This is a genomic window from Curtobacterium sp. SP.BCp (assembly GCF_051903255.1).
In the GTDB taxonomy this organism is placed as follows: domain Bacteria; phylum Actinomycetota; class Actinomycetes; order Actinomycetales; family Microbacteriaceae; genus Curtobacterium.
The window spans coordinates 3,155,523-3,174,567 of the sequence record NZ_CP194338.1 but is presented as its reverse complement, the minus strand read 5'-3'; the positions used below and the strand labels follow the sequence as shown (position 1 = coordinate 3,174,567).

19 protein-coding genes and 1 pseudogene are annotated in these 19,045 nt (G+C 70.5%); 13 read left to right on the top strand and 7 right to left on the bottom strand.

Annotated elements, in window-relative coordinates:
* Positions 1 to 18: 18 nt before the first annotated feature.
* Positions 19 to 882: an NAD-dependent epimerase/dehydratase family protein gene (locus ACRQ4C_RS15155; RefSeq protein ID WP_439689261.1), complete on the bottom strand. Its 864-nt coding sequence runs from the start codon at positions 880 to 882 to the stop codon at positions 19 to 21.
* A 179-nt stretch (positions 883 to 1,061) separates the two neighbouring features.
* Here ACRQ4C_RS15155 and ACRQ4C_RS15150 point away from each other — a divergent pair, with 179 nt between their 5' ends.
* Positions 1,062 to 2,774 (top strand): AMP-binding protein, encoded by a 1,713-nt coding sequence (locus ACRQ4C_RS15150; protein WP_439689260.1) that lies wholly within the window; start codon positions 1,062 to 1,064, stop codon positions 2,772 to 2,774.
* Positions 2,775 to 2,877: 103 nt separating this feature from the next.
* Here ACRQ4C_RS15150 and ACRQ4C_RS15145 read toward each other — a convergent pair whose 3' ends face one another.
* Complete coding sequence (locus tag ACRQ4C_RS15145; protein WP_439689259.1) at positions 2,878 to 3,474, bottom strand: TetR/AcrR family transcriptional regulator; 597 nt, start codon at positions 3,472 to 3,474, stop codon at positions 2,878 to 2,880.
* Between the two features lie 132 nt (positions 3,475 to 3,606).
* On the opposite strand from ACRQ4C_RS15145, the gene ACRQ4C_RS15140 reads away from it, so the two are divergent.
* Positions 3,607 to 4,875, top strand: coding sequence for an MFS transporter (locus ACRQ4C_RS15140; RefSeq protein ID WP_439689258.1), 1,269 nt, complete (start codon positions 3,607 to 3,609; stop codon positions 4,873 to 4,875).
* A gap of 29 nt (positions 4,876 to 4,904) precedes the next feature.
* Complete coding sequence (locus ACRQ4C_RS15135) at positions 4,905 to 7,379, top strand: glycoside hydrolase family 3 protein (RefSeq protein WP_439689257.1); 2,475 nt, start codon at positions 4,905 to 4,907, stop codon at positions 7,377 to 7,379.
* A 437-nt stretch (positions 7,380 to 7,816) separates the two neighbouring features.
* Here the strand turns inward: ACRQ4C_RS15135 and ACRQ4C_RS15130 are convergent, their stop codons facing one another.
* On the bottom strand, positions 7,817 to 8,845 hold the full coding sequence (locus ACRQ4C_RS15130; RefSeq protein WP_439689256.1) for an LLM class flavin-dependent oxidoreductase: 1,029 nt from the start codon (positions 8,843 to 8,845) through the stop codon (positions 7,817 to 7,819).
* A 130-nt stretch (positions 8,846 to 8,975) separates the two neighbouring features.
* Between ACRQ4C_RS15130 and ACRQ4C_RS15125 the strand changes: the two genes are divergently transcribed.
* The 3 genes and pseudogenes from ACRQ4C_RS15125 (at position 8,976) to ACRQ4C_RS15115 (ending at position 12,401) form a co-directional block, all read left to right on the top strand.
* Positions 8,976 to 11,546 carry a DEAD/DEAH box helicase gene (locus ACRQ4C_RS15125; RefSeq protein WP_439689255.1) on the top strand — a complete coding sequence of 857 codons (2,571 nt, stop codon included), beginning with the start codon at positions 8,976 to 8,978 and terminating at the stop codon, positions 11,544 to 11,546.
* A pseudogene (locus tag ACRQ4C_RS15120) lies at positions 11,546 to 11,845 on the top strand (hypothetical protein); the annotation flags it as partial. The gene ACRQ4C_RS15125 and the pseudogene ACRQ4C_RS15120, both read left to right, overlap by 1 nt.
* Positions 11,846 to 12,149: 304 nt before the next feature.
* Positions 12,150 to 12,401 (top strand): DUF6458 family protein, encoded by a 252-nt coding sequence (locus ACRQ4C_RS15115; protein WP_058725573.1) that lies wholly within the window; start codon positions 12,150 to 12,152, stop codon positions 12,399 to 12,401.
* A gap of 37 nt (positions 12,402 to 12,438) precedes the next feature.
* On the opposite strand, the gene ACRQ4C_RS15110 is transcribed toward ACRQ4C_RS15115, so the two are convergent.
* From ACRQ4C_RS15110 to ACRQ4C_RS15100, 3 genes are read right to left on the bottom strand one after another with little or no spacing between them, the layout of a single operon-like run.
* On the bottom strand, positions 12,439 to 13,023 hold the full coding sequence (locus ACRQ4C_RS15110) for a hypothetical protein (RefSeq protein WP_439689254.1): 585 nt from the start codon (positions 13,021 to 13,023) through the stop codon (positions 12,439 to 12,441).
* Entirely contained in the window at positions 13,023 to 13,544 is a 522-nt protein-coding gene (locus tag ACRQ4C_RS15105; RefSeq protein WP_439689253.1) for a ribonuclease H family protein, read from the bottom strand. The genes ACRQ4C_RS15110 and ACRQ4C_RS15105 overlap by 1 nt, the downstream gene beginning before the upstream one ends.
* A gap of 55 nt (positions 13,545 to 13,599) precedes the next feature.
* Positions 13,600 to 14,436, bottom strand: a complete 837-nt coding sequence (locus ACRQ4C_RS15100) for a hypothetical protein (protein ID WP_439689252.1) — start codon at positions 14,434 to 14,436, stop codon at positions 13,600 to 13,602.
* Positions 14,437 to 14,555: 119 nt separating this feature from the next.
* Between ACRQ4C_RS15100 and ACRQ4C_RS15095 the strand changes: the two genes are divergently transcribed.
* Genes ACRQ4C_RS15095 through ACRQ4C_RS15085 form a run of 3 tightly spaced genes read left to right on the top strand, consistent with a single transcriptional unit; the run spans position 14,556 to position 15,394 of the window.
* Positions 14,556 to 14,894 carry a hypothetical protein gene (locus ACRQ4C_RS15095; RefSeq protein ID WP_439689251.1) on the top strand — a complete coding sequence of 113 codons (339 nt, stop codon included), beginning with the start codon at positions 14,556 to 14,558 and terminating at the stop codon, positions 14,892 to 14,894.
* A 42-nt stretch (positions 14,895 to 14,936) separates the two neighbouring features.
* On the top strand, positions 14,937 to 15,173 hold the full coding sequence (locus ACRQ4C_RS15090; protein ID WP_439689250.1) for a hypothetical protein: 237 nt from the start codon (positions 14,937 to 14,939) through the stop codon (positions 15,171 to 15,173).
* Positions 15,170 to 15,394 (top strand): hypothetical protein, encoded by a 225-nt coding sequence (locus ACRQ4C_RS15085; RefSeq protein WP_439689249.1) that lies wholly within the window; start codon positions 15,170 to 15,172, stop codon positions 15,392 to 15,394. Before ACRQ4C_RS15090 ends, ACRQ4C_RS15085 begins: the two co-directional genes overlap by 4 nt.
* Positions 15,395 to 15,402: 8 nt before the next feature.
* On the opposite strand, the gene ACRQ4C_RS15080 is transcribed toward ACRQ4C_RS15085, so the two are convergent.
* Positions 15,403 to 16,221 (bottom strand): aldo/keto reductase, encoded by an 819-nt coding sequence (locus tag ACRQ4C_RS15080; RefSeq protein ID WP_439689248.1) that lies wholly within the window; start codon positions 16,219 to 16,221, stop codon positions 15,403 to 15,405.
* Positions 16,222 to 16,360: 139 nt separating this feature from the next.
* On the opposite strand from ACRQ4C_RS15080, the gene ACRQ4C_RS15075 reads away from it, so the two are divergent.
* The 4 genes from ACRQ4C_RS15075 to ACRQ4C_RS15060 are packed head-to-tail and all read left to right on the top strand — an operon-like array spanning position 16,361 to position 19,001.
* Positions 16,361 to 16,732 (top strand): SdpI family protein, encoded by a 372-nt coding sequence (locus ACRQ4C_RS15075; RefSeq protein WP_439689247.1) that lies wholly within the window; start codon positions 16,361 to 16,363, stop codon positions 16,730 to 16,732.
* 57 nt (positions 16,733 to 16,789) lie between these two features.
* On the top strand, positions 16,790 to 17,470 hold the full coding sequence (locus ACRQ4C_RS15070; RefSeq protein ID WP_439689246.1) for a hypothetical protein: 681 nt from the start codon (positions 16,790 to 16,792) through the stop codon (positions 17,468 to 17,470).
* A 47-nt stretch (positions 17,471 to 17,517) separates the two neighbouring features.
* Positions 17,518 to 18,039 carry a hypothetical protein gene (locus ACRQ4C_RS15065; RefSeq protein WP_439690916.1) on the top strand — a complete coding sequence of 174 codons (522 nt, stop codon included), beginning with the start codon at positions 17,518 to 17,520 and terminating at the stop codon, positions 18,037 to 18,039.
* Positions 18,039 to 19,001: a hypothetical protein gene (locus ACRQ4C_RS15060; RefSeq protein ID WP_439689245.1), complete on the top strand. Its 963-nt coding sequence runs from the start codon at positions 18,039 to 18,041 to the stop codon at positions 18,999 to 19,001. Before ACRQ4C_RS15065 ends, ACRQ4C_RS15060 begins: the two co-directional genes overlap by 1 nt.
* Positions 19,002 to 19,045 lie beyond the last annotated feature (44 nt).

Below are 19,045 nucleotides of genomic sequence, written 5' to 3'. Positions count from 1 at the left end.
CGCCCACTCCGGGCGGGCTCAGGCGCGGTGGTCGCGCCAGCTGTGCTCGGGCGCGTAGCCGAGCAACTCGCGGGCCTTCTCGCTCGAGAGCAGCGAGCTGACGCCGTCGATGTCGCTCCGGCGCTCGATGTCCGGGACGAACCGCTCGACGAGCTCGATCGTCGGGGTGTCCATGACGGTGTCGGGGCTCGCGATCACGAACGCCTCGAACCCGGTGAGGTCGGCCTCGAGAGCCCGTCGGACCGCTTGGGCGCCGTCGCGCGAGTCGATGTACGACCACAGGTTGAAGGTCTTCGCCTCCGGGGTCGCGTCCCACGGGAACGACGGGTAGTCGGTCTCGTCCATGACGTTCGAGAACCGGAGGCCGATCATCTTCAGCTCCGGGTCCCAGCGCGTGAAGTGGCGGGCCATCTCCTCCTCCACGGCCTTGCCGAGGGAGTACGACGACTGCGGACGGACCGGGAACTCCTCGTCCACGGGCAGGTACGGCGGGTGGTGCTCGCCCATCGGGATGCCGAGCAGGGTCTCGCTCGACGCCCACACGACGTTCTTGATGCCGGCCTGGCGAGCGGCGTGGAAGACGTTGATCGACGACGTCACGTTGTTCGTGATGAGCGCCACGTCCGGCACCTGGCCCGGAGCGGGGACTGCGGCGAGGTGGACCACGGCGTCCACGTGGTCGTAGCGGTCGTCGACGCCGAGCAGCACGTTCAGCACCTGGCCGTGGTCGGTGAGGTCGGCGCGGATGAACGGCACCCGCTCGGGCTTGTCCGGCGAGGGCACCCGGTCGACGAGCACCACGTCGTACCCGTGCTCGTCCAGGTGCCGGACCACGGCCCGCCCGAGCTTGCCGCTGCCACCGGTGACCACCACGCGTGTCATCGCGTCTCCTCTTCGTCGAGTGTTGCGTACCCGCCCATCCTGCCCGGCGCGGGGTGGACGCAACCAGGCACGGACGGTACCTGTCCGCCGGACGCTGCACGGGCCTCCCGGCCGGCGCGCCAGCGCACCCGCGACCGCGCGGTCACCGGCAGCGCAGTCCGATCGGGCATGATCGTACGGTGTCCTCTCCCGACGTGACCGCCGCCTTCCGTGCCGCCCGCGACCAGCTGCTCGCGGCCGAGACCGCTGATCAGGCCCGTGCCGACTTCACCTGGCCCGATGTCGGCGAGACGTTCAACTGGGCGGACGACTGGTTCGACGTCATCGCCCGCGACAACGACCGCACCGCGCTCCACCTCGTCGACGCGGAGCACGACCGACGGTTCAGCTACGCCGAGATGGCGGCGCGCTCGGACCGGCTCGCGGCGTTCCTGCACGCGCACGGCGTCCGGAAGGGCGACCACGTGCTCCTCATGCTCGGCAACCAGCTCGAGATCTGGGAGACGATGCTCGCGGTGATGAAGGTCGGCGCGGTGATCCTGCCCACCACCACCATGCTCGACACCGCCGACCTCCAGGACCGTGTGGACCGTGGCGAAGTGGCGCACGTCGTGACGAACGCCGGCGAGACGGCGAAGTTCGACGACGTGCACGGCGACTTCTCGCGCATCGCGGTCGGGGCAGCGACCCCGGGCTGGACGACCTACCCGACCGACCTCGGCGAGCCCGCCCCCGCCGACGAACGCCGGCCCGTGGTGCGCACCCTCGCGACCGACCCGTGCCTGGTGTACTTCACCTCGGGGACGACCTCGAAGCCGAAGATGGTCGTGCACTCGCAGACCTCGTACCCGGTCGGACACCTCAGCACGATGCACTGGATCGGCGTCCGTCCGGGCGACGTGCACCTCGCGATCAGCTCGCCCGGCTGGGGCAAGCACGCGTGGAGCTGCTTCTTCGCGCCGTGGATCGCCGAGGCCACGATCTTCGTGCACGACACCCCGCGCTTCGACCCGGTCGCGCTGCTCGACGCGCTCGACCGACACGAGGTCACGTCGTTCTGCGCGCCGCCGACGGCCTGGCGGATGATGCTGCAGGGCGACCTCGGGGCTCGGCCGCGGGCACTCCGCGAGGTCGTCTCCGCGGGCGAGCCGCTCAACCCCGAGGTCATCGCGCGCGTCGCCGACGCCTGGGGCCTGACGATCCGCGACGGCTACGGCCAGACCGAGACCACGGCGATCATCGGCAACCCGCCCGGCGCTCCCGTGACCCCTGGCGCGATGGGCACGCCCCTGCCGGGCGTCGACGTCGTGCTGCTCGACCCGGTCACCGGCGAACGGACCGACGAGGGTGAGGTCTGCCTCGACCTGACCCGACGCCCGCTGAACCTCATGTCCGGCTACCTCGGCGACCCCGACCGCACGGACGTCGCCATGCGGGACGGCTTCTTCCGCACCGGTGACATCGCCTCGCGCGACGCCGACGGGCAGCTCACGTTCATCGGTCGGACCGACGACGTGTTCAAGTCCTCGGACTACAAGGTGTCGCCGTTCGAGGTCGAGAGCGCCCTGCTGCAGCACCCCGCGGTCGCGGAGAGCGCCGTCGTGCCCGCTCCGGACGCCGCGCGGCTCAACCTCGTCAAGGCCTACGTGACGCTCGCCGCGGGGTGGGCCGCCGACGCGGACACCGCCCTGCAGGTCCTGCAGCACGCCCGCGCCGCACTGCCCGCGTACGCCCGGGTCCGTCGGGTCGAGTTCGCCGAGCTGCCGAAGACGATCTCGGGCAAGATCCGCCGGGTCGAGCTCCGGGAGCGCGAGGAGCGGGCGGCCGCGGCCGGCGTCCCGGTCGAGGGGGAGTGGCGCGAGGACGGGTTCGCGGAGCTGCGGCGCAGCTGAACCGCGGCGGGCGCGGGCGCGGCGGGCGCGGGCGCGGCGGGCGCGGGCGCCGCGGGCGCGGCGTGCGCTGCGTGCGCTGCTCGGGCGCGGCGCCCGGTACGCGTCAGTCCGCGATGCTCGCCGCGGCCTGCGTCACGGCGAGCTGCGCGATCAGTTCCACGTGCGCAGCCATGTCCCGCGAGGGGTCGTAGAGCCACTGGATCTGCATGCCGTCCGACACCGCGAGCATGATGCTCGTCAGGGCTTCCGGATCGACGTCGGCGCGGAGCCGCCCCTCGGCCTGCATCTCCCGGAACTGCCGGGTCATCTCTGCACGGGTCGTCTCGTAGCGCTGCTGGAAGTAGTCGTGCGCCGCGTGCTCCGGATCGGTCGCGGCCGCGGCGGAGAGGTTCACGAACATCTGCACGAGCCCGGGGACCTCGGCGTTGTGCCGCACCACGGCAGCGAGGAGCTCGGCGGGGTCCGACGCCTGCCAGTCGTGGGCGTCGTCGATCGCGTCGCGGCGCTTGAGCACCTCGACCCAGAGCTCGTCCTTCGAGTCGAAGTAGTGCAGCAGCCCGGCCTGGGTCAGCCCCACAGCGTCGGCGATGTCCTTGATGCTGGTGCGGCGGAACCCGTTCACGGCGACGAGGTCGAGCGCGATCGTGAGGATCTCCTCGCGCTTCGCGATGCCCTTTGCGTACGAACCCCGTCGTGCCATGCGGTGACCATACCGCCAGGAGCACACAGACAAAACCAAGCACAAGTAGGTTTCTGGTGTTACGGTGGTCGGAGCCGCCGAAGGAGGCGAGCGAGTCACCGGTGCTGGTGGCGCACCCGGAAGAAGGACCCAGTGGCCAACGACGCCCTGACCATGGCCGACACCCCGACCGCCGTCGCCCCCACGCGCGGTCGCGGCAACCCGCTGATGTACACGCTCGGCATGCCGATCGCGATGTTCGGCCTGTTCATCGCCCTCCTGCCGCCCGTGCTCGTCGCGATGGCGCTGAAGGTCGCGGAGATCGCGCCCCAGAACCAGGCCGGTGTGCTCGGCACGGCCCTCGGCATCGGCGCGTTCGCGGCGATGGTCGCCAACCCCCTGGCGGGTCGCCTGAGCGACCGGACGGCCGGGAGGCTCGGCATGCGTCGTCCGTGGATCATCGGTGGCACCGTGGTCGGCTTCGCAGCCCTCGTGGCCGTCGCGACGACGTCCTCCGTCGTCGTCCTCGTGGTCGCCTGGGGCGTCGCCCAGATCGCGTACAACGCCACGATCGCCGCGCTCACCGCCGTCATGCCGGACCACGTCACGCGCTCGCAGCGCGGCCGCGTCGCCGCGCTCCTCGGACTGGCGCAGAACCTCGCGCTCGTCGGCGGCACCTTCCTCGTGCAGCTCTTCTCGACCTCGGCGACGCAGATGATCGTCCCCGGGGCGATCGGATCGGCGCTCGTCGTCCTCTACGCCGTGCTCTTCCGGGACCGCGTGCTCGTGAACCGCCCGACCTCGAAGCTCGGCGTCGGACAGCTCTTCGGCTCGTTCGTCTTCAACCCGGTCAAGCACCCGGACCTCGGCTGGGCCTGGCTCACCCGCTTCATGATGGTCGCCGCGCAGTACACCGCGGTGTCCTACCTGACGTACTTCCTGCGCGACGACATCGGGGTGAACGAGGCGACCCTCGCCAACGCGGTGTTCCAGGGCACGCTGTGGAACGTCGTCGGCATCGTGCTCACCTCGCTCGTCGCGGGCTGGCTGTCCGACCGACTCGGGCGCCGCAAGCTCTTCGTGGCCGTCGCCGGGGTCGTCGGCGTCGTGGGCCTCGTGCTCATCGCGCTCGCGCCGTCGCTGTCGATGGTGCTCGTCGGCGAGTTCGTCATGGGCGCCGGCATGGGCGTCTTCTACGCGGTCGACCTCGCGCTCATCACCGACGTGCTGCCGTCCGACCAGGACAACGCGAAGGACCTCGGCGTCGTGAACATCGCCCAGGCGCTCCCGCAGTCGATCGTCCCCGCGGCCGCCCCCGGCGTGATCGCCGTGACCGGCGGCTACAGCGGGTTCTTCATCACCGGAGCGGTGGTCGGCCTGCTCGGCATCGCCTCCGTCTCCCGCATCCGCGGCGTGCGCTGACGCCCGCCCCCACGAAAGGACCGACCACCGTGACCATCGTGAACGAGACGACCCGTGCCTCCAGTCCGCTGGCCGAGCGCATCGACGCGCTCCTCGACCAGCTGACCGTCGAGGAGAAGGTGCAGCTGCTCACCGGACGTGACTTCTGGACCACCTGGCCGATCGAGAAGATCGGACTCCGCCGCATCCTCATGTCGGACGGCCCGTCCGGCGTCCGCGGCGAGGTGTGGGACGAGCGCGACCCGTCGCTCAACCTCCCGTCCGCCACCGCGCTGTCGGCGAGCTGGGACCGGGCGATCGCCAAGCGCTACGGCGCGGCAGCCGCCGTCGAGGCCCGGCGCAAGGGCGTCGACGTCGTCCTCGGCCCGACGATCAACCTGCACCGCTCGCCCCTCGGCGGCCGGCACTTCGAGGCGTTCAGCGAGGACCCGGTGCTCACCGCCGACCTCGCGGCCAGCTACGTCGAGGGCGTGCAGGAGAACGGCGTCGCCGCGACCCCGAAGCACTACATCGCCAACGACTACGAGACCGACCGCTTCACCGCCTCGACCGAGGTGTCCGACCGGGCCCTGCGCGAGCTGTACCTGCTCGCGTTCGAGAAGGCCGTCACCGAGGCGCACGCCTGGGCGATCATGTCGTCCTACAACGCGATCAACGGTGTGACCGCGTCGGAGAACGACCTGCTCGAGACCCCGTTGAACTCGGAGTGGGGCTTCGACGGAATCGTCGTGTCCGACTGGACCGGCGTCCGCTCGGTCGACTCGGCGAAGGCGTCGCAGGACGTCGCGATGCCCGGACCGAACCCGTGGTGGAGCGAGGGGCCGCTGCTCGAGGCGGTGCGCGCCGGCGATGTCCCCGAGGCCGACATCGACCGCAAGGTCCGGCGCATCCTGACGCTCGCCGCCCGCGTCGGGGCCCTCGAGGGCTTCGAGCCGGTCGCCGCGCAGCCCGTGCACGTCGAGGACGGCGTCGCGTTCGTCCGCGAGGCCGAGGCGGAGGGCACGGTCCTCGTCCGCAACACCGGCATCCTGCCGCTCGACCCCGGTGCCGTGTCGCGCGTCGCCCTGCTCGGGCACAACGCCGACCAGGCCCGCAGCCAGGGCGGCGGCTCAGCGACCGTCGTGCCGTCGCACGTCGTGACCCCGGTCGAGGGCATCCGCGCCGCGTTCCCGGGTGCGACGATCGACCACGCCATCGGTGCGGTCGTGCAGGAGGGCATCGCGGAGTTCCCGCTGTCGACCATCACGAACCCGGCGACCGGCGAGCCCGGTGCCCGCGTCGCCTTCGTCAGGGCCGGCGAGGAGATCTTCGTCGAGGACCGCCGCGCCACCGCGCTCTTCTGGTTCGGCGGGGACGCCCCGACGCGCGAGGCCGACCGGCTCGACATCACCACGACGTACACCGCACCGACGACCGGCACCGTCCGGATCGGCATCGGCGCCGCCGGACACTCCCGGATGTGGATCGACGGTTCACTGGTCCTCGACGAGGAGGTCGGCTTCGAGGGCGACCAGCTCGGCGCCGCCTTCCTCAACCCGCCGGCGCGGTCGGTGCCGGTCGAGGTCGAGGCCGGCCAGCAGGTCGCGATCCGCATCGAGTACGACGTCGTCCAGGACGAGACCCTCGGCGGGGTGCTCGCGTACCAGTTCGGCACCGAGCCGAGCGACGCGGACCCGGCCGTCCTGATCGAGGAGGCCGTGCGCACCGCCACGGGCGCGGACGTCGCCGTGGTCGTCGTCGGGACGAACAGCAAGGTCGAGTCCGAGGGCTACGACCGCGACTCCCTCGCGCTGCCGGGGCACCAGGACGACCTCGTCCGCGCCGTCGCCGCCGCGAACCCGAACACGGTCGTGGTGGTCAACGCCGGCTCCCCGGTCGAGATGCCCTGGCGCGACGACGTCGCCGCGGTGCTCCTCACCTGGTTCGGCGGGCAGGAGTACGGCAACGCGCTCGCCGACGTGCTGACCGGTGCCGCGGAGCCGGGCGGGCGCCTGCCCACGACCTGGCCCGCGACGCTCGCGGACGTCCCCGTGTCGAACGTCACCCCGGTGGACGGCAAGGTCGCCTACGACGAGGGCGTGCACATCGGCTACCGGGCCTGGCTCCGCGCCGGCACCGAGCCGGCGTACCCGTTCGGGCACGGCCTCGGCTACACGACCTGGACGATCGACGGTGTCGCAGGGACGCCGACGGTCCGCGAGGGCGACTCCGTGATCGTCACCGCGACGGTCGCGAACACCGGTGCGCGCGCTGGGAAGCACGTCGTGCAGGTCTACGCCTCGCGTGCCGACTCCGCGATCGACCGGCCGGTCCGCTGGCTCGTCGGGTTCGCCCCGGTGCGCCTCGACGCCGGCGCCTCCACCGAGGTCTCGATCGAGGTGCCGGCCCGTGCCTTCGCGCACTGGGACGGTGCCTGGTCGTACGAGCCCGGGGCGTTCACGCTGCACGTCGGGGCCTCGGTGATCGACGAGGCCGGCACGACGACCCTCGAACTGGAGCAGTGACCACATCCGGTTTCCGCACGGGCGCGTGGTGCATTCAGTAACATGAATCCGCGCGTTCCGGCTGGTTACCGGTCGCGTACACACCATGAACGGTGCCGTCGTGTGTGCGAGCCGGTCTCCTGATCCGATCGGTCAGCCCGGACGGCGCCGGTGTGTCAGGATGCGCCCCCACGCTTGCGCGGGGGCGCATTCGTCGTTCGGTGCACCGGATCCCATGAATGACGAACGTTCACCTTGAATCGCCGAATACCGCGAACTCGGTGTGACAACGCCGTGGCGAAGTGCAACTATGGACGCACCATCCCGTACGGATCAGGGACGGGATGGTCATCCGGCCGGGGGCCCGGGGGAACTCACCAGCCCGGTCGCGGGCCCCGCCGGATGCCATCCGGTCCGTGCTGTCCCAGCCGGCGCGGAGTGGGCGCGGGCAGCCCGGCTCAGGCTGTGCGGAGTGCTGGGGCGACCTGCTCGGCGACGATCTGCAGGATGCGCTCGTGCGCGGCCGCGTCACCGTTGGCCGGGAGGGTGATCACGAGCTCGTCCGTCGCCGCCACCGCCGGGTCCGCGAGGAGCGTCTCGGTGATCTGCTCGACCGAGCCCGCGACCACCTTGCTGAAGCGGAACGGCGGCCCCGAGAGCGGACGGCCCTCGTCGTCCATGCCCGCCGCGTACCCGGTCAGGAACTCCTCGTGCACCGCGCGGTCGTGGTCGTCCAGGAGGGGCACGACGATCCGGCCGACGGCGACCCTCGGCGTGCGGTCGACGTGCTCACCGGTGCCCTGCAGCTCCGCGAAGCGCTCCCGGTACGCCGTGATCTGGCCCGCCTGCGCCACGGCGAACGGCGCGCCCGTGTCCTCGGTGTTCAGCGTCGAGCAGTGCAGCAGCAGTCCCTTCTCGGCCGTGCGCACCGCGGTGCCGAGGCTGCCGCCGCCCCACCAGACGCGGCCACGGAGCCCTGGGCTCAGTGGCTGGAGGGTCAGGTCGGCCCCGGCCGGGATGCTCTCGTAGCCCTTCCCCGCCGTGCCGAGCGGTTCCCCCTGCAGGACCTCGAGGAGCCGTGCGGCGCGCGCCTCGGCCTCGTCGCGGAAGCTCCGGTCGACCGGGCCGAACACGGGGTCGAGGATCGGTCCGTAGCCCGCGATGCCCGTGCTGATCCCGAGCTGCACCCGCCCACTGCTCAGGAGGTCGACCGTGCTCGCGTCCTCGGCCAACCGCACCGGGTCCTCGTACCGCATGCCCAGCACGGCGGTGCCGAACCCGATCGTGCTCGTCCGCTGTGCCGCGGCCGCGAAGAACGTCATCGGACTCGTCAGGAACGGCTCGAAGTGCCGCCCGCGGACCCAGCCGGTGCCGTAGCCGAACGACTCGGCCGCGGCGAACAGTCGCAGGCCGTCCTCCAGCGCGGCGGCGGCACCTGCGGTGCCACCGTGGTTCGGGACGAAGGAGAGGAAGCCGAGATCGCGCATGTCGCGAGTCTATGCGCGCGTATGGAGCGGGGCTCGCGGCCCGGCACGATCCGGACTGGAGGCGCGGGTCGGGCCCGCACCGCGCCTCCAGTCCGTCCGGTCGTCACCACCCACCTGGGAGGATGGACGCATGACCGACGTCACCACCCAGCCCCCGCTCGTCGCCGCCCTGCCGGCGGCGGTCGACGGTGTCGTCGACCCGGACGCCGTCTACGAGGCCTTCGCCGCGTGGGCCGCCGAGGGCGGCCGACCGCTGTACCCGGCGCAGGACGAAGCGGTGATCGAACTCGTCTCGGGCGCGAACGTCGTCCTCTCGACCCCGACCGGCACCGGCAAGTCCCTCGTCGCCGCCGGCGCGCACTTCGCGGCGCTCGCCGAGGGGAAGCGGAGCTACTACACGGCGCCGATCAAGGCCCTCGTGTCCGAGAAGTTCTTCCAGCTCGTCGACCTGTTCGGCGCGGAGAACGTCGGGATGGTGACCGGCGACTCGAGCGTCAACGCCGACGCCCCCATCGTGTGCTGCACGGCGGAGATCCTCGCCAACCTCGCGCTGCGGCAGGGGCCCGATGCCGAGGTGGACGTCGTCGTCATGGACGAGTTCCACTTCTACGGCGACCCCGACCGTGGTTGGGCGTGGCAGGTGCCGCTGCTCGTGCTCGAACGTGCGCAGTTCCTCCTCATGTCCGCCACCCTCGGCGACGTCACCACGATCGCGGACGACCTGTCCCGCCGCACCGGACGGCCGACCGCCCGGGTGACCGGTGTCTCCCGGCCGGTCCCGCTGTCGTACGAGTACGTCATGACGCCCGTGCAGGAGACCGTCGAACGGCTGCTCGAGGAGGGCAAGGCGCCGATCTACATCGTGCACTTCGCCCAGGCCGCGGCACTCGAGCGGGCGCAGGCACTGATGTCCGTCCGCGTCGCGTCCCGTGAACGACGCGATCTCATCGCCGATGCCGTCGCCGGGTTCCGGTTCAGTGCCGGCTTCGGGCAGACCCTCTCGAAGCTCATCCGCGCGGGCATCGGCGTCCACCACGCGGGGATGCTGCCGAAGTACCGTCGGCTCGTCGAACAGCTCGCGCAGCGCGGCCTCCTGCCGGTGATCTGCGGGACCGACACCCTCGGCGTCGGCATCAACGTCCCGATCCGCTCCGTGCTGCTCACCGGCCTGACGAAGTTCGACGGCTCGCGGATGCGGCAGCTGTCCGCGCGCGAGTTCCACCAGATCGCCGGACGGGCCGGACGCGCCGGGTACGACACCGAGGGCGACGTCGTCGCCGAGGCGCCTGAGCACGAGATCGAGAACGCCCGAGCCCTCGCGAAGGCCGGCGACGACCCGAAGAAGAAGGGGAAGGTCAAGAAGAAGAAGGCGCCGGAGGGATTCGTCTCCTGGGGGCAGGCCTCCTTCGAGAAGCTCATCGCGGCCGAGCCCGAGCCGATGGTGTCGCGCATGCGCATCACCCACGCGATGGTGCTCTCCGTCGTGGCCCGCGGCGGATCCGTGTTCGAGAACGTCCGGGCGCTGGTCTTCGAGAACCACGAGCCCCGATCCCGGCAGCTCGCGATGGCCCGGCGCGCGCTCACCATCGCCCGGACGCTCATCAACGCACGGGTGATCGAGCGGTTCTCCGGGCCGCCTGTGTCGTACCGGCTCACGGTCGACGTCGCGCCGAACTTCGCGCTCAACCAGCCGCTCTCACCCTTCGCGCTCGCCGCGTTCGAGCTGCTCGACCCGGAGTCGCCGACGTACGCGCTGGACATGGTGTCGATCGTCGAATCCACGCTCGACGACCCGCGGGCGATCCTCGCGCAGCAGCAGTTCAAGGAGCGCGGCGAAGAGGTCGCGCGCATGAAGCGGGAGGGCATCGAGTACGAGGAGCGGATGGAGCTGCTCGAGGAGGTCACGTGGCCCAAGCCGCTGGACGAGCTGCTGACCGCCGCGTACGAGGCCTACGCCGCCGAGCAGCCGTGGGTCCTCGACTTCACGCTCTCGCCCAAGGCCGTCGTCCGGGACATGTACGAGCGGGCGATGACCTTCGGCGACTTCGTGCGGTTCTACCAGCTCACCCGCTCGGAGGGGCTCGTCCTGCGGTACCTCTCCGACGCGTACCGCACCATGCGGCAGACCATCACCGAGGAGCAGCGCACCCCCGAGCTCGACGACCTCATCGAGTGGCTCGGCGAGGTCGTCAAGCAGACGGACTCCTCGCTCGTCGACGAGTGGGAAGCGCTCCTCAACGGAGACGTCGCGCTGGCGGAGGCCGAGCACGAGGTGATCGCGCCGCCGCAACCTGCGCGCCTGACCGGGAACGTGCGGGCCTTCCGGGTCCTCGTCCGCAACGCCCTGTTCCAGCGGGTGCTGCTCGCCGCCGCCGACGACCCGGAGGGGCTCGGGCAGCTCGACGCGACCAGCGGGTTCGACCGATCGGCGTGGGACAACGCGCTCGAGGAGTACTACGACGCGCACGACTCGATCGGCACCGACGCGGATGCGCGCTCGATGGGGTACCTCGTGCTGTCCGAGGACGGCGCCGGGCGGACCTGGCGTGCGCGGCAGATCTTCGCGGACCCGTCCGGCGACAAGGACTTCGGGTTCTCGGCGACGATCGACCTCGACGCCTCCGACGAGGCCGGCGAGGCGGTCGTCCGGGTGACCGAGATCGGCCGGTTCGACGGGTGGGCCGAGGTGGACGTCGACTGATGGCTCCCGTTGCCCGTCCGCTCGGCGGTGCGTCCGCCGCGCGCGACGTCGCCGCCTTGCAGGACCTCCTCGAGTCGGTGCCGGACTACGCCGAGCGCATCACCGGCTACCCGCCGGGGCCGTCCGACGGCCTCAGCGCGCTCATCGGCGTCCCGGACGGGTTCGACCCCGCGGGGAAGCACGGCCTCGGACTGTGGGACGGCGACCGTCTCGTGGCCTTCGCGGACGTGCTGCTCGGGTACCCGGCGCCGGAGGTCGCGTACATCGGACTGCTCGTCGTCCGCGGTGGGTCGCACGGGCAGGGACTCGGGCGAGCGATGCACGACGAGGTCGTGGCGTTCGCCCGTGCGTCCGTCGGGGTGGGTGTGCCGGCATCGTCCGTCCCGATCACCCGGCTCCGGCTCGGGATCGTCGCGACGAACGCGGACGTGGCGGAGCCGTTCTGGCGTTCGCTCGGGTACGAGCCGACGGGGGAGACGAAGCCTACCGGTACGACCGGCTGGAGAGCACCGTCACACTGTGGGAACGCCCACTCTGACGTCCGGGTACGTTCGACGGCAGCCCAGCCCCGTCCGGTGGCCGGGACCGTCGAGAGGAACCGCCATGCGCATCGGATCGAGCATCGCCCTGATCGTGATCGGCGCCATCGTGGCGTTCGCCCTGAACATCCAGGTCGCCGGGGTCGACCTCCGCCTGATCGGCTACATCCTGATGGCCGCCGGCGTCGTGCTGCTCATCATCAGCCTGGCGGTGGCGTTCGGCGGCCGTCGCACCACGACGACCACCCGGAGTGGGATCGATCCGGCGTCCGGTGAGCAGATCACCCGGCAGGACCGGCGGGACGGGACCTACTGACCCCGCTGCCTGCCCGACTTGCCAGGCCGGGTCCACCTCACCGGCCAGAAGTTCGCCGCAGCGCGGCGAGCAAGGCTTCGCCGTCCGCGACGTCGTAGAGCGCGAAGTTCCCGCGTTCGGGCGTGAGGTCGAGGCCGGTGTTCGCGTACTGCCGCACCGCCTCGCTTCCACCCCAGAAGAGCGTGTCGAGGTGGCGTGAGTCGTCCCACTCGACGGACATGTGCTCGGCGGAGCGATCGACGTACCAGTCGGTCCGGCTCGCGGAGGTCTCCCGGACCCGGCGCTCGTTCACCACGAGCACTCGGTGGTCCGTGACCGCGTAGACGTCGGTGCGCTTGCGGTGCCGCTTCACGAGGAAGCGCCCGACGAGCACGTGCGCGGCAGCGACGGACAGTGCTGCGAGCACGACGATGGTCACCGGGTGGGCGCCCGACGAGAACACTGCGACGTCGGCGACGGCGAGGACCGCCGAGAACAGCACGCTCAGCGGGATCAGCCACCGATCGGCGTCCACGAAGACGCGGGCCGGATCACTCCGGCCGACCCAGAGGAGCTCTTCGCCGTCGTGGAGCCGTGACTCGACGAGTGACCGTGCCTCGTCGGGACCCGGCGCTCGTCCCATCAGAACAGGGTCGCGGGCGGGGTCGCCTCGGGCAGGGGCTCCGGCTCGGTGACCTCGACGCCGGGCCAGCCGGGGCCGTGCGGAACCTCGGTGCCGTTCTGGTACGCGGTCGCGGCACCACGGGCGCGGACGTCGGCGGCCTCGTTCATCTCGTGTCCGACGTGTCCCTTGACCCACTCGAACCGCACCTGGCGTCCCTGCAGCTCGGCGTCGAGCTCCTTGATGATCTCGACGTTGAGCACGGGCTTGCCGTCGGCCTTGCGCCAGCCCTTCCGCTTCCACCCGGCGAGCCATTCGGTGCACGCCTTGATCGCGTACTGGCTGTCGCACAGGATGTGCAGCGGCTCGCCGGTGTCCTTCGTGGCACGGAGCAGCTGCAACACGGCGGTGAGTTCGCCCTGGTTGTTCGTCGCCTTGGGCCACCCGCCCGCTGCCCATCGGTCGTCGTCGACGTACCAGGCCCAGCCGGCCGGGCCGGGGTTGCCGAGAGCGGAGCCGTCTGCGGCGGCGACGATCGTCACGATGGGACCTCCAGGTGGTGCGGGTGCTGCACCACCGTAACGGAGGTCGGGGACGTCAGCGCTTTGCGGGGTCCAGGTTGAGCGTCGTTCCCTCGAGCAGCCACTCCTCGGCACCGCGCGTCTCGAGGTACGGGTTCATCCAGCGCAGCTGCGCCGGGGTGACGCCGAACCGTTCGCTGACCGTCGAGAGCTCGTCGCCGTGCGAGACACCGTAGGTCCTCGGGGCGCCGTCGGCGTCGCGGACCCAGCCGTAGGCGCCCGGGCGGGCTTTCCCGACGGTCACCTCCAGCTGGGGGTAGGGGTTCGGGAGCCTCCAGTCGAGGGCGCCGATCGCCAGGACGGAGCCGACCCACGGTCGGTCGTCGGACTCGGAGCCGTCCTCGTTCGGCATCGGTACCAGCACCGCACTGGAGAGGTAGTCCGGTGTCCTGCCGGCATCGTCGAGCGGAACCTTCACCGGCGCCGATGTCCCGCTCCACTGCACCTGGCTCCGGACCACCGTGTCGTACCCATCGGCGTACGCAGCAGGACGATGGCGGAACTGCAGGGCGATGGGCTGCGGGTTCGTGGTCCGGTAGTCGGACAGCTCGGCGTCGAACAGCCCGTCCGGCCGCTGCACGATCCGCACGTGGAGGCTCGTGTCGCCGGACTTCGACACGACCTCGGTCTCGGCGGCGACGCTGCCCGGCGTGAGCACGGGGGAGGTGGTCGGGGTCGGTACCGGCTCGGTCGCGTCGGACGATCCGCCGTCGGGTCCCGCGGCAGCCGTCCTCGTGGGCGCCGGCACGGCGTCGTCGCCGCCGAACAGCGAGCAACTGCTGAGCACGAGCATCGTCGACACTGCCACCGCCGTCGCCCCGAGCGCCGCGATCGTCCTGGTCCTTCGTTCCACGTCGTTCCCCCTTGAAACGACCCTAGTGCGATGCCTCCGCGCGGACAGGGCAACGGGAACCGGACGACGGCGGTCGTGACCGAACCGTTGCCGGAGGGGAGCGGCCTACTGTGCAGCCCATGAGCGACAGCATCCCCCAGGCCCCCGGCCCCGACGAGTCCGACGACCGCGCCCGCGACGACGAACTGCGCGACGCTGCGCACCACGAGGGCGCCGACGGTCTCGACGACCGCACCCAGCGCGCGGCGGACACGTCCTACAGTCCGTCGAGCGAGCGCGAGACCGTCGCCTCCCAGACGGAGCAGCGCGACGACGCCGGCCTCCGTGAGGACGGCATCGACCCGTCCCGTGTCGTCGCGGCACCGGGGACCGGCGGCGCGGACGACGCCGGCGACGTCGAACCGGAACCGGGCGACCTGAACCTGCCGTGGCAGTCCGAGGAGGACCGCCAGGGCTGATCGGCAGACGCCGGCTCAGGCTCGACGAGTAGCTTCCGGCGCATGCCCGTTCCCTGGATGGAGCGCACCGGCCGGACCCCCGGAGGGGTCGTCGGGGCGTGGTTCAACGTCGTCGTGTGTGCCGTGCTCGTGGTGGGGCTGCCGATCGCAGCGCTCTCCCGAGGTCAGGGCGCGGTGAACATCGCCTTCGCCGTGGTCCTGACCGCGGTCGCACTGGGCATGGAGGTCCTGTTCGTCCGCAACCTGCGCCAGCAGCTCGCTCGCAGGAGGGGCGAGTGAGCGGTCCGGCTTGGTTCTTCGCGATAGGTGGCCTGGTAGCAGCGGTCTGGGGCGTCACCGTCGCGGTGTTCAATCGGTGGGCGCAGCGGATCGGCGGCGACGAGTTGATGAACGGGAAGCCGCTCACACCGGGCTTCGTGCGCGTCATCGGCATCGGCCTCGCCATCGGTGGAACAGTGATGGCGACCGCCGCGTTCAGCGGCCTGTTGCGCGAGGGCTGAGACCCGCCCTACGACACCGAGTCCGGGTGCGAGCCCGTCCGCTGCCCGGACTCGAGCGTCGCGATCACCGCGAGGTCGTCCTCCGTCAGCGTGAACCCGTCGACGTCGACGTTCGAGCGGATCCGCTCGGGCGTCACCGACTTCGGCAGCACCACCACGCCCTGCTGCACGTTCCACCGCACGAGCACCTGCGCGACGCTCACTCCGTGCGCCTCCGCGATCGTCGTCAGCACCGGTTCGTCCACGAGACGCCCCCGACCGAGCGGCGACCATGCCTCGGTAACGATGCCGTGCTCGGCGTGGAACGCCATCAACTCGCGCTGCGGCAACCACGGGTGCCGCTCGACCTGGTTCACCGCGGGCACCCCGCCGGTCTCGTCGATGATCCGCTCGAGGTGCGGCACCTGGAAGTTCGAGACCCCGACGCTCCGCGCACGTCCGGACGCACGCAGCTCGACGAGCGTCCGCCACGTCTCGACGTACTGGTGGCGGGCCGCCGCCGGCCAGTGGATCAGGTACAGGTCGACGGCGTCGACCCCCAGCCGGTCGAGGCTGGCGTCGAACGCCCGCAGGGTCGCGTCGCGACCCTGGTGGTCGTTCCACACCTTGGTCGTCACGAAGACGTCGTCACGGTCAAGCCGGGAGGCACGGATCGCCTCCCCGACGCCGCGCTCGTTCCCGTACATCTCGGCTGTGTCGACGTGGCGGTACCCGGCGTCGAGCGCCGTGCGGACGGCGACGGCGGCCTCGGCGTCGTCGACCTTGTAGACGCCGAAGCCGACGGCGGGGATGCTGCGACCGTCACGGAGGGGGATGGAGGTGGCCATGCACCCATCCTGCCGATCGTGGCGGGGGTGCGTCGTGCCTCCGAGCCGGAGACGCCGCGACCAGCAGACGCGATCGCGGATGAAAATATTGTGCATTTGATACTTGACGAGCAGCCGGAGGAGCGTTTCACTGATCCTCATGCTGCTTTCCGGAATCGCCCTGACTTGCAGTGGGCTCGCCGTCGCACTCACCGCCGAGCTCGCTGCTCGGGGAGTCTTGCGACGCAATGGTGGGGCTGGCATCCGCATTGCATCAGTGATGAGGACGGAAGACACGTGGAAGGCCGGGCACCGCGCCGCGCGTTGGTGGATGCACGGAGCAGCCGTGGCGATCGGTGGCGCTGGCATCCTGAGCTTTTCCGCCGCCCGGGGCATTGCCGAGACGGGCCTCCTCGTGGGGATGGCGGGTGGTCTGGCCCTCCTGCTCATCGGTGCCTTCGTCGCTCATCGCACTGCGCAAGGGCTGGACGACGCGGCCGAGGAACGAACAGCAGATCATCGCGAGCACTGAGTCGAACCAACCGACGCACAGGCCCGCTTCATCACGCAAAGAACGAACAGGAACACCATGAAAGCAATCGCCGCGTCAATCGCCCTCTTTGCCACCGTGATCGCAGGAGGCGTCGGCATCGCCCAGGCGAGTACGACGAAGTCTTGGTCCGACGAGGAGATCGTCCGAGGCGTCGTGTTCGGGCAAGGGTCGTTCGCGCGGGAGATCGAGACGGATGTCGCCCTCCCGGCCTCGCTCGACGAGGCAGAGTTGCAGCACTACGCAACGCTGTCTGACCGGGTCGTTGCCGACATGCTCGCAGTACCCGACCGGCGCACTGAGAGCGCTCTTCGAGACCTCAAGTCTGGAGACCCGTACCGAACGCTGGACGGCTTCTCGACCTTGCGCGACGGGTTTTCGGCATCCCTGAAGGCGCTCTATCCCGAGGCCGTGACGGCGGCGCCGACCCCGAACACACCAAAGGTGTGCGGTCCGACTGTCTGTGCTGCCGCGGTGGTCCTCGCCATCGCCGTGGGCACCGCGATCGCCGCGGTGAACTTCAACGTCGCTGGGAACGTGAACATGGTTGTCAACCAGAACGGTCTCTGGACCAACAACGGCGTTTGGAACTCTCGCTCCAGCCGGTCCTCGAGCGGGGGGCTGCCGACGTCGGACGCTGCGGCAATCGCTGTGGAGTACCCGCGCTTGGTCGAGACTGAGGTGGCTGCCCGCGTGGCGGCGGTCTTCGCGGAGTCGTGAGTAGCCGCCGGCCAGCCGTGAGCATCGGTGTTGCCGGCGCTGCGGTCATGTGCTGCGTGACCGTCGCGCTTCTCTCGTTCCTCGGGAACAAGGCACCCCGAACGGTCAGTGACCCTGCAGGGCATCGGCTCGACGGGCAACCAGTAGCGCAGCTGTTCCGCCAAGGATGGGGATTCTTCACTCGAGACGCGCGAGAAGACATCGTGCGGACCGCGCGGTTCGAGCGTGGGCGATGGGTGGTGCGAGAGGGCAACTTGACGTCGTCGAGCGGAAATTTGTTCGGCTTGTCGCGAGGCTCTCGCAACTTCGATCAGGACCTTGCCGTGGTCCTGGAGAGCCTGCCGGCTGATCCTCGTTGGACCCCGTGCGAGTCGGTATCGAGGCCAGGGTCCTGCTTGGCGGCCGAAGACTTCGGGACCGCACCGCGAGTGAGGCTGCACACCTCCACGGACTTGCTCTGCGGGGAGGTAGCACTCATCCGTCAACCTCCGATACCAGTGTCGTTCGCTCCGTTCCGCGCGACGCCGCCCGGTGCCGTCCTCCCGGTGCGAATCGCATGCTCGCCTTGATGAGCGTCGTGGAGAATGTGGCTCGCTCCATTGCTCGGCACTGGGAACGATCGCCTCACGGGCTGCAGCTCACTGTGGCTCGCTCGATCCTCGCGTTGTCCACGGTGATGGTGCTCGCAGTCAACGGCGCTCAAGTGCTGTTGCACGATCCGCTGAACGCGGGCCTGTCTCCGACCTCCTGCGACAACCTCGCGTCGCTCGGTGCTTTCTGCCTGGTACCGCCGGAATCGGCGGAGCAAGTTCGGTGGCTGTTGATCCTCCTGTGCATGCCTGCGTTGCTCGGTCTCGTGCCGATCGTCGCCGCGCCCATGCATGCCTACGCCGCGTTCACGGTGGCGTCGAACACCGTTGGCATCGAAGGCGGGGACTTCCTTGTCGCCACGACCAGCGCGGTCCTGGTGCTGGTGTGCGCGACGGACCGTCGGCTGCACGGTTGGTCACCACGAGGCACCGCAAGACCGTCGGTGTCGCACATCCCGGCACAGGTGTTCCTGCTCGGGCTTCGCGTACAGGTCTCCTACGTGTACCTCGAGGCTGCCACAGTCAAACAGGTGCACCCCATCTGGGCGGACGGAAGTGCGCTGTGGTACTGGATGCAGCAGCCTAATTTCGGAGCGCGTCCTGAGGTGCGCGATCTTCTCGGAGTAGCTCTCATGCAAGCGCCGCTGCTCCATGCAACGACCTGGGGTGTGATCGTGGTGGAGTACGTGCTCGCTTTCGCCGTTCTCGCGGCACGGCAGCGCAAGACGCGGCTCATGACTCTTGCGCTCGCCGTGTTCATGCATCTCGTCTTCGCGCTCGTGCTCGGACTGATCACCTTCTTCGTGTCGATGCTCGGTGTCCTGCTGGTCGTCATGTGGCGAGTCGGAGATCCGCTTCCGTGGAAGGCCGTCCGCGCCCTCCGGCCGAAGCGCCGCGACGGGAAGCGGAGTCGTCGTCAGCTCGTGTCAAAGGTGCACTGAATCACGCCTTCCGGACGGTCTGTGCCGTGCGCATGGGGCCAGGT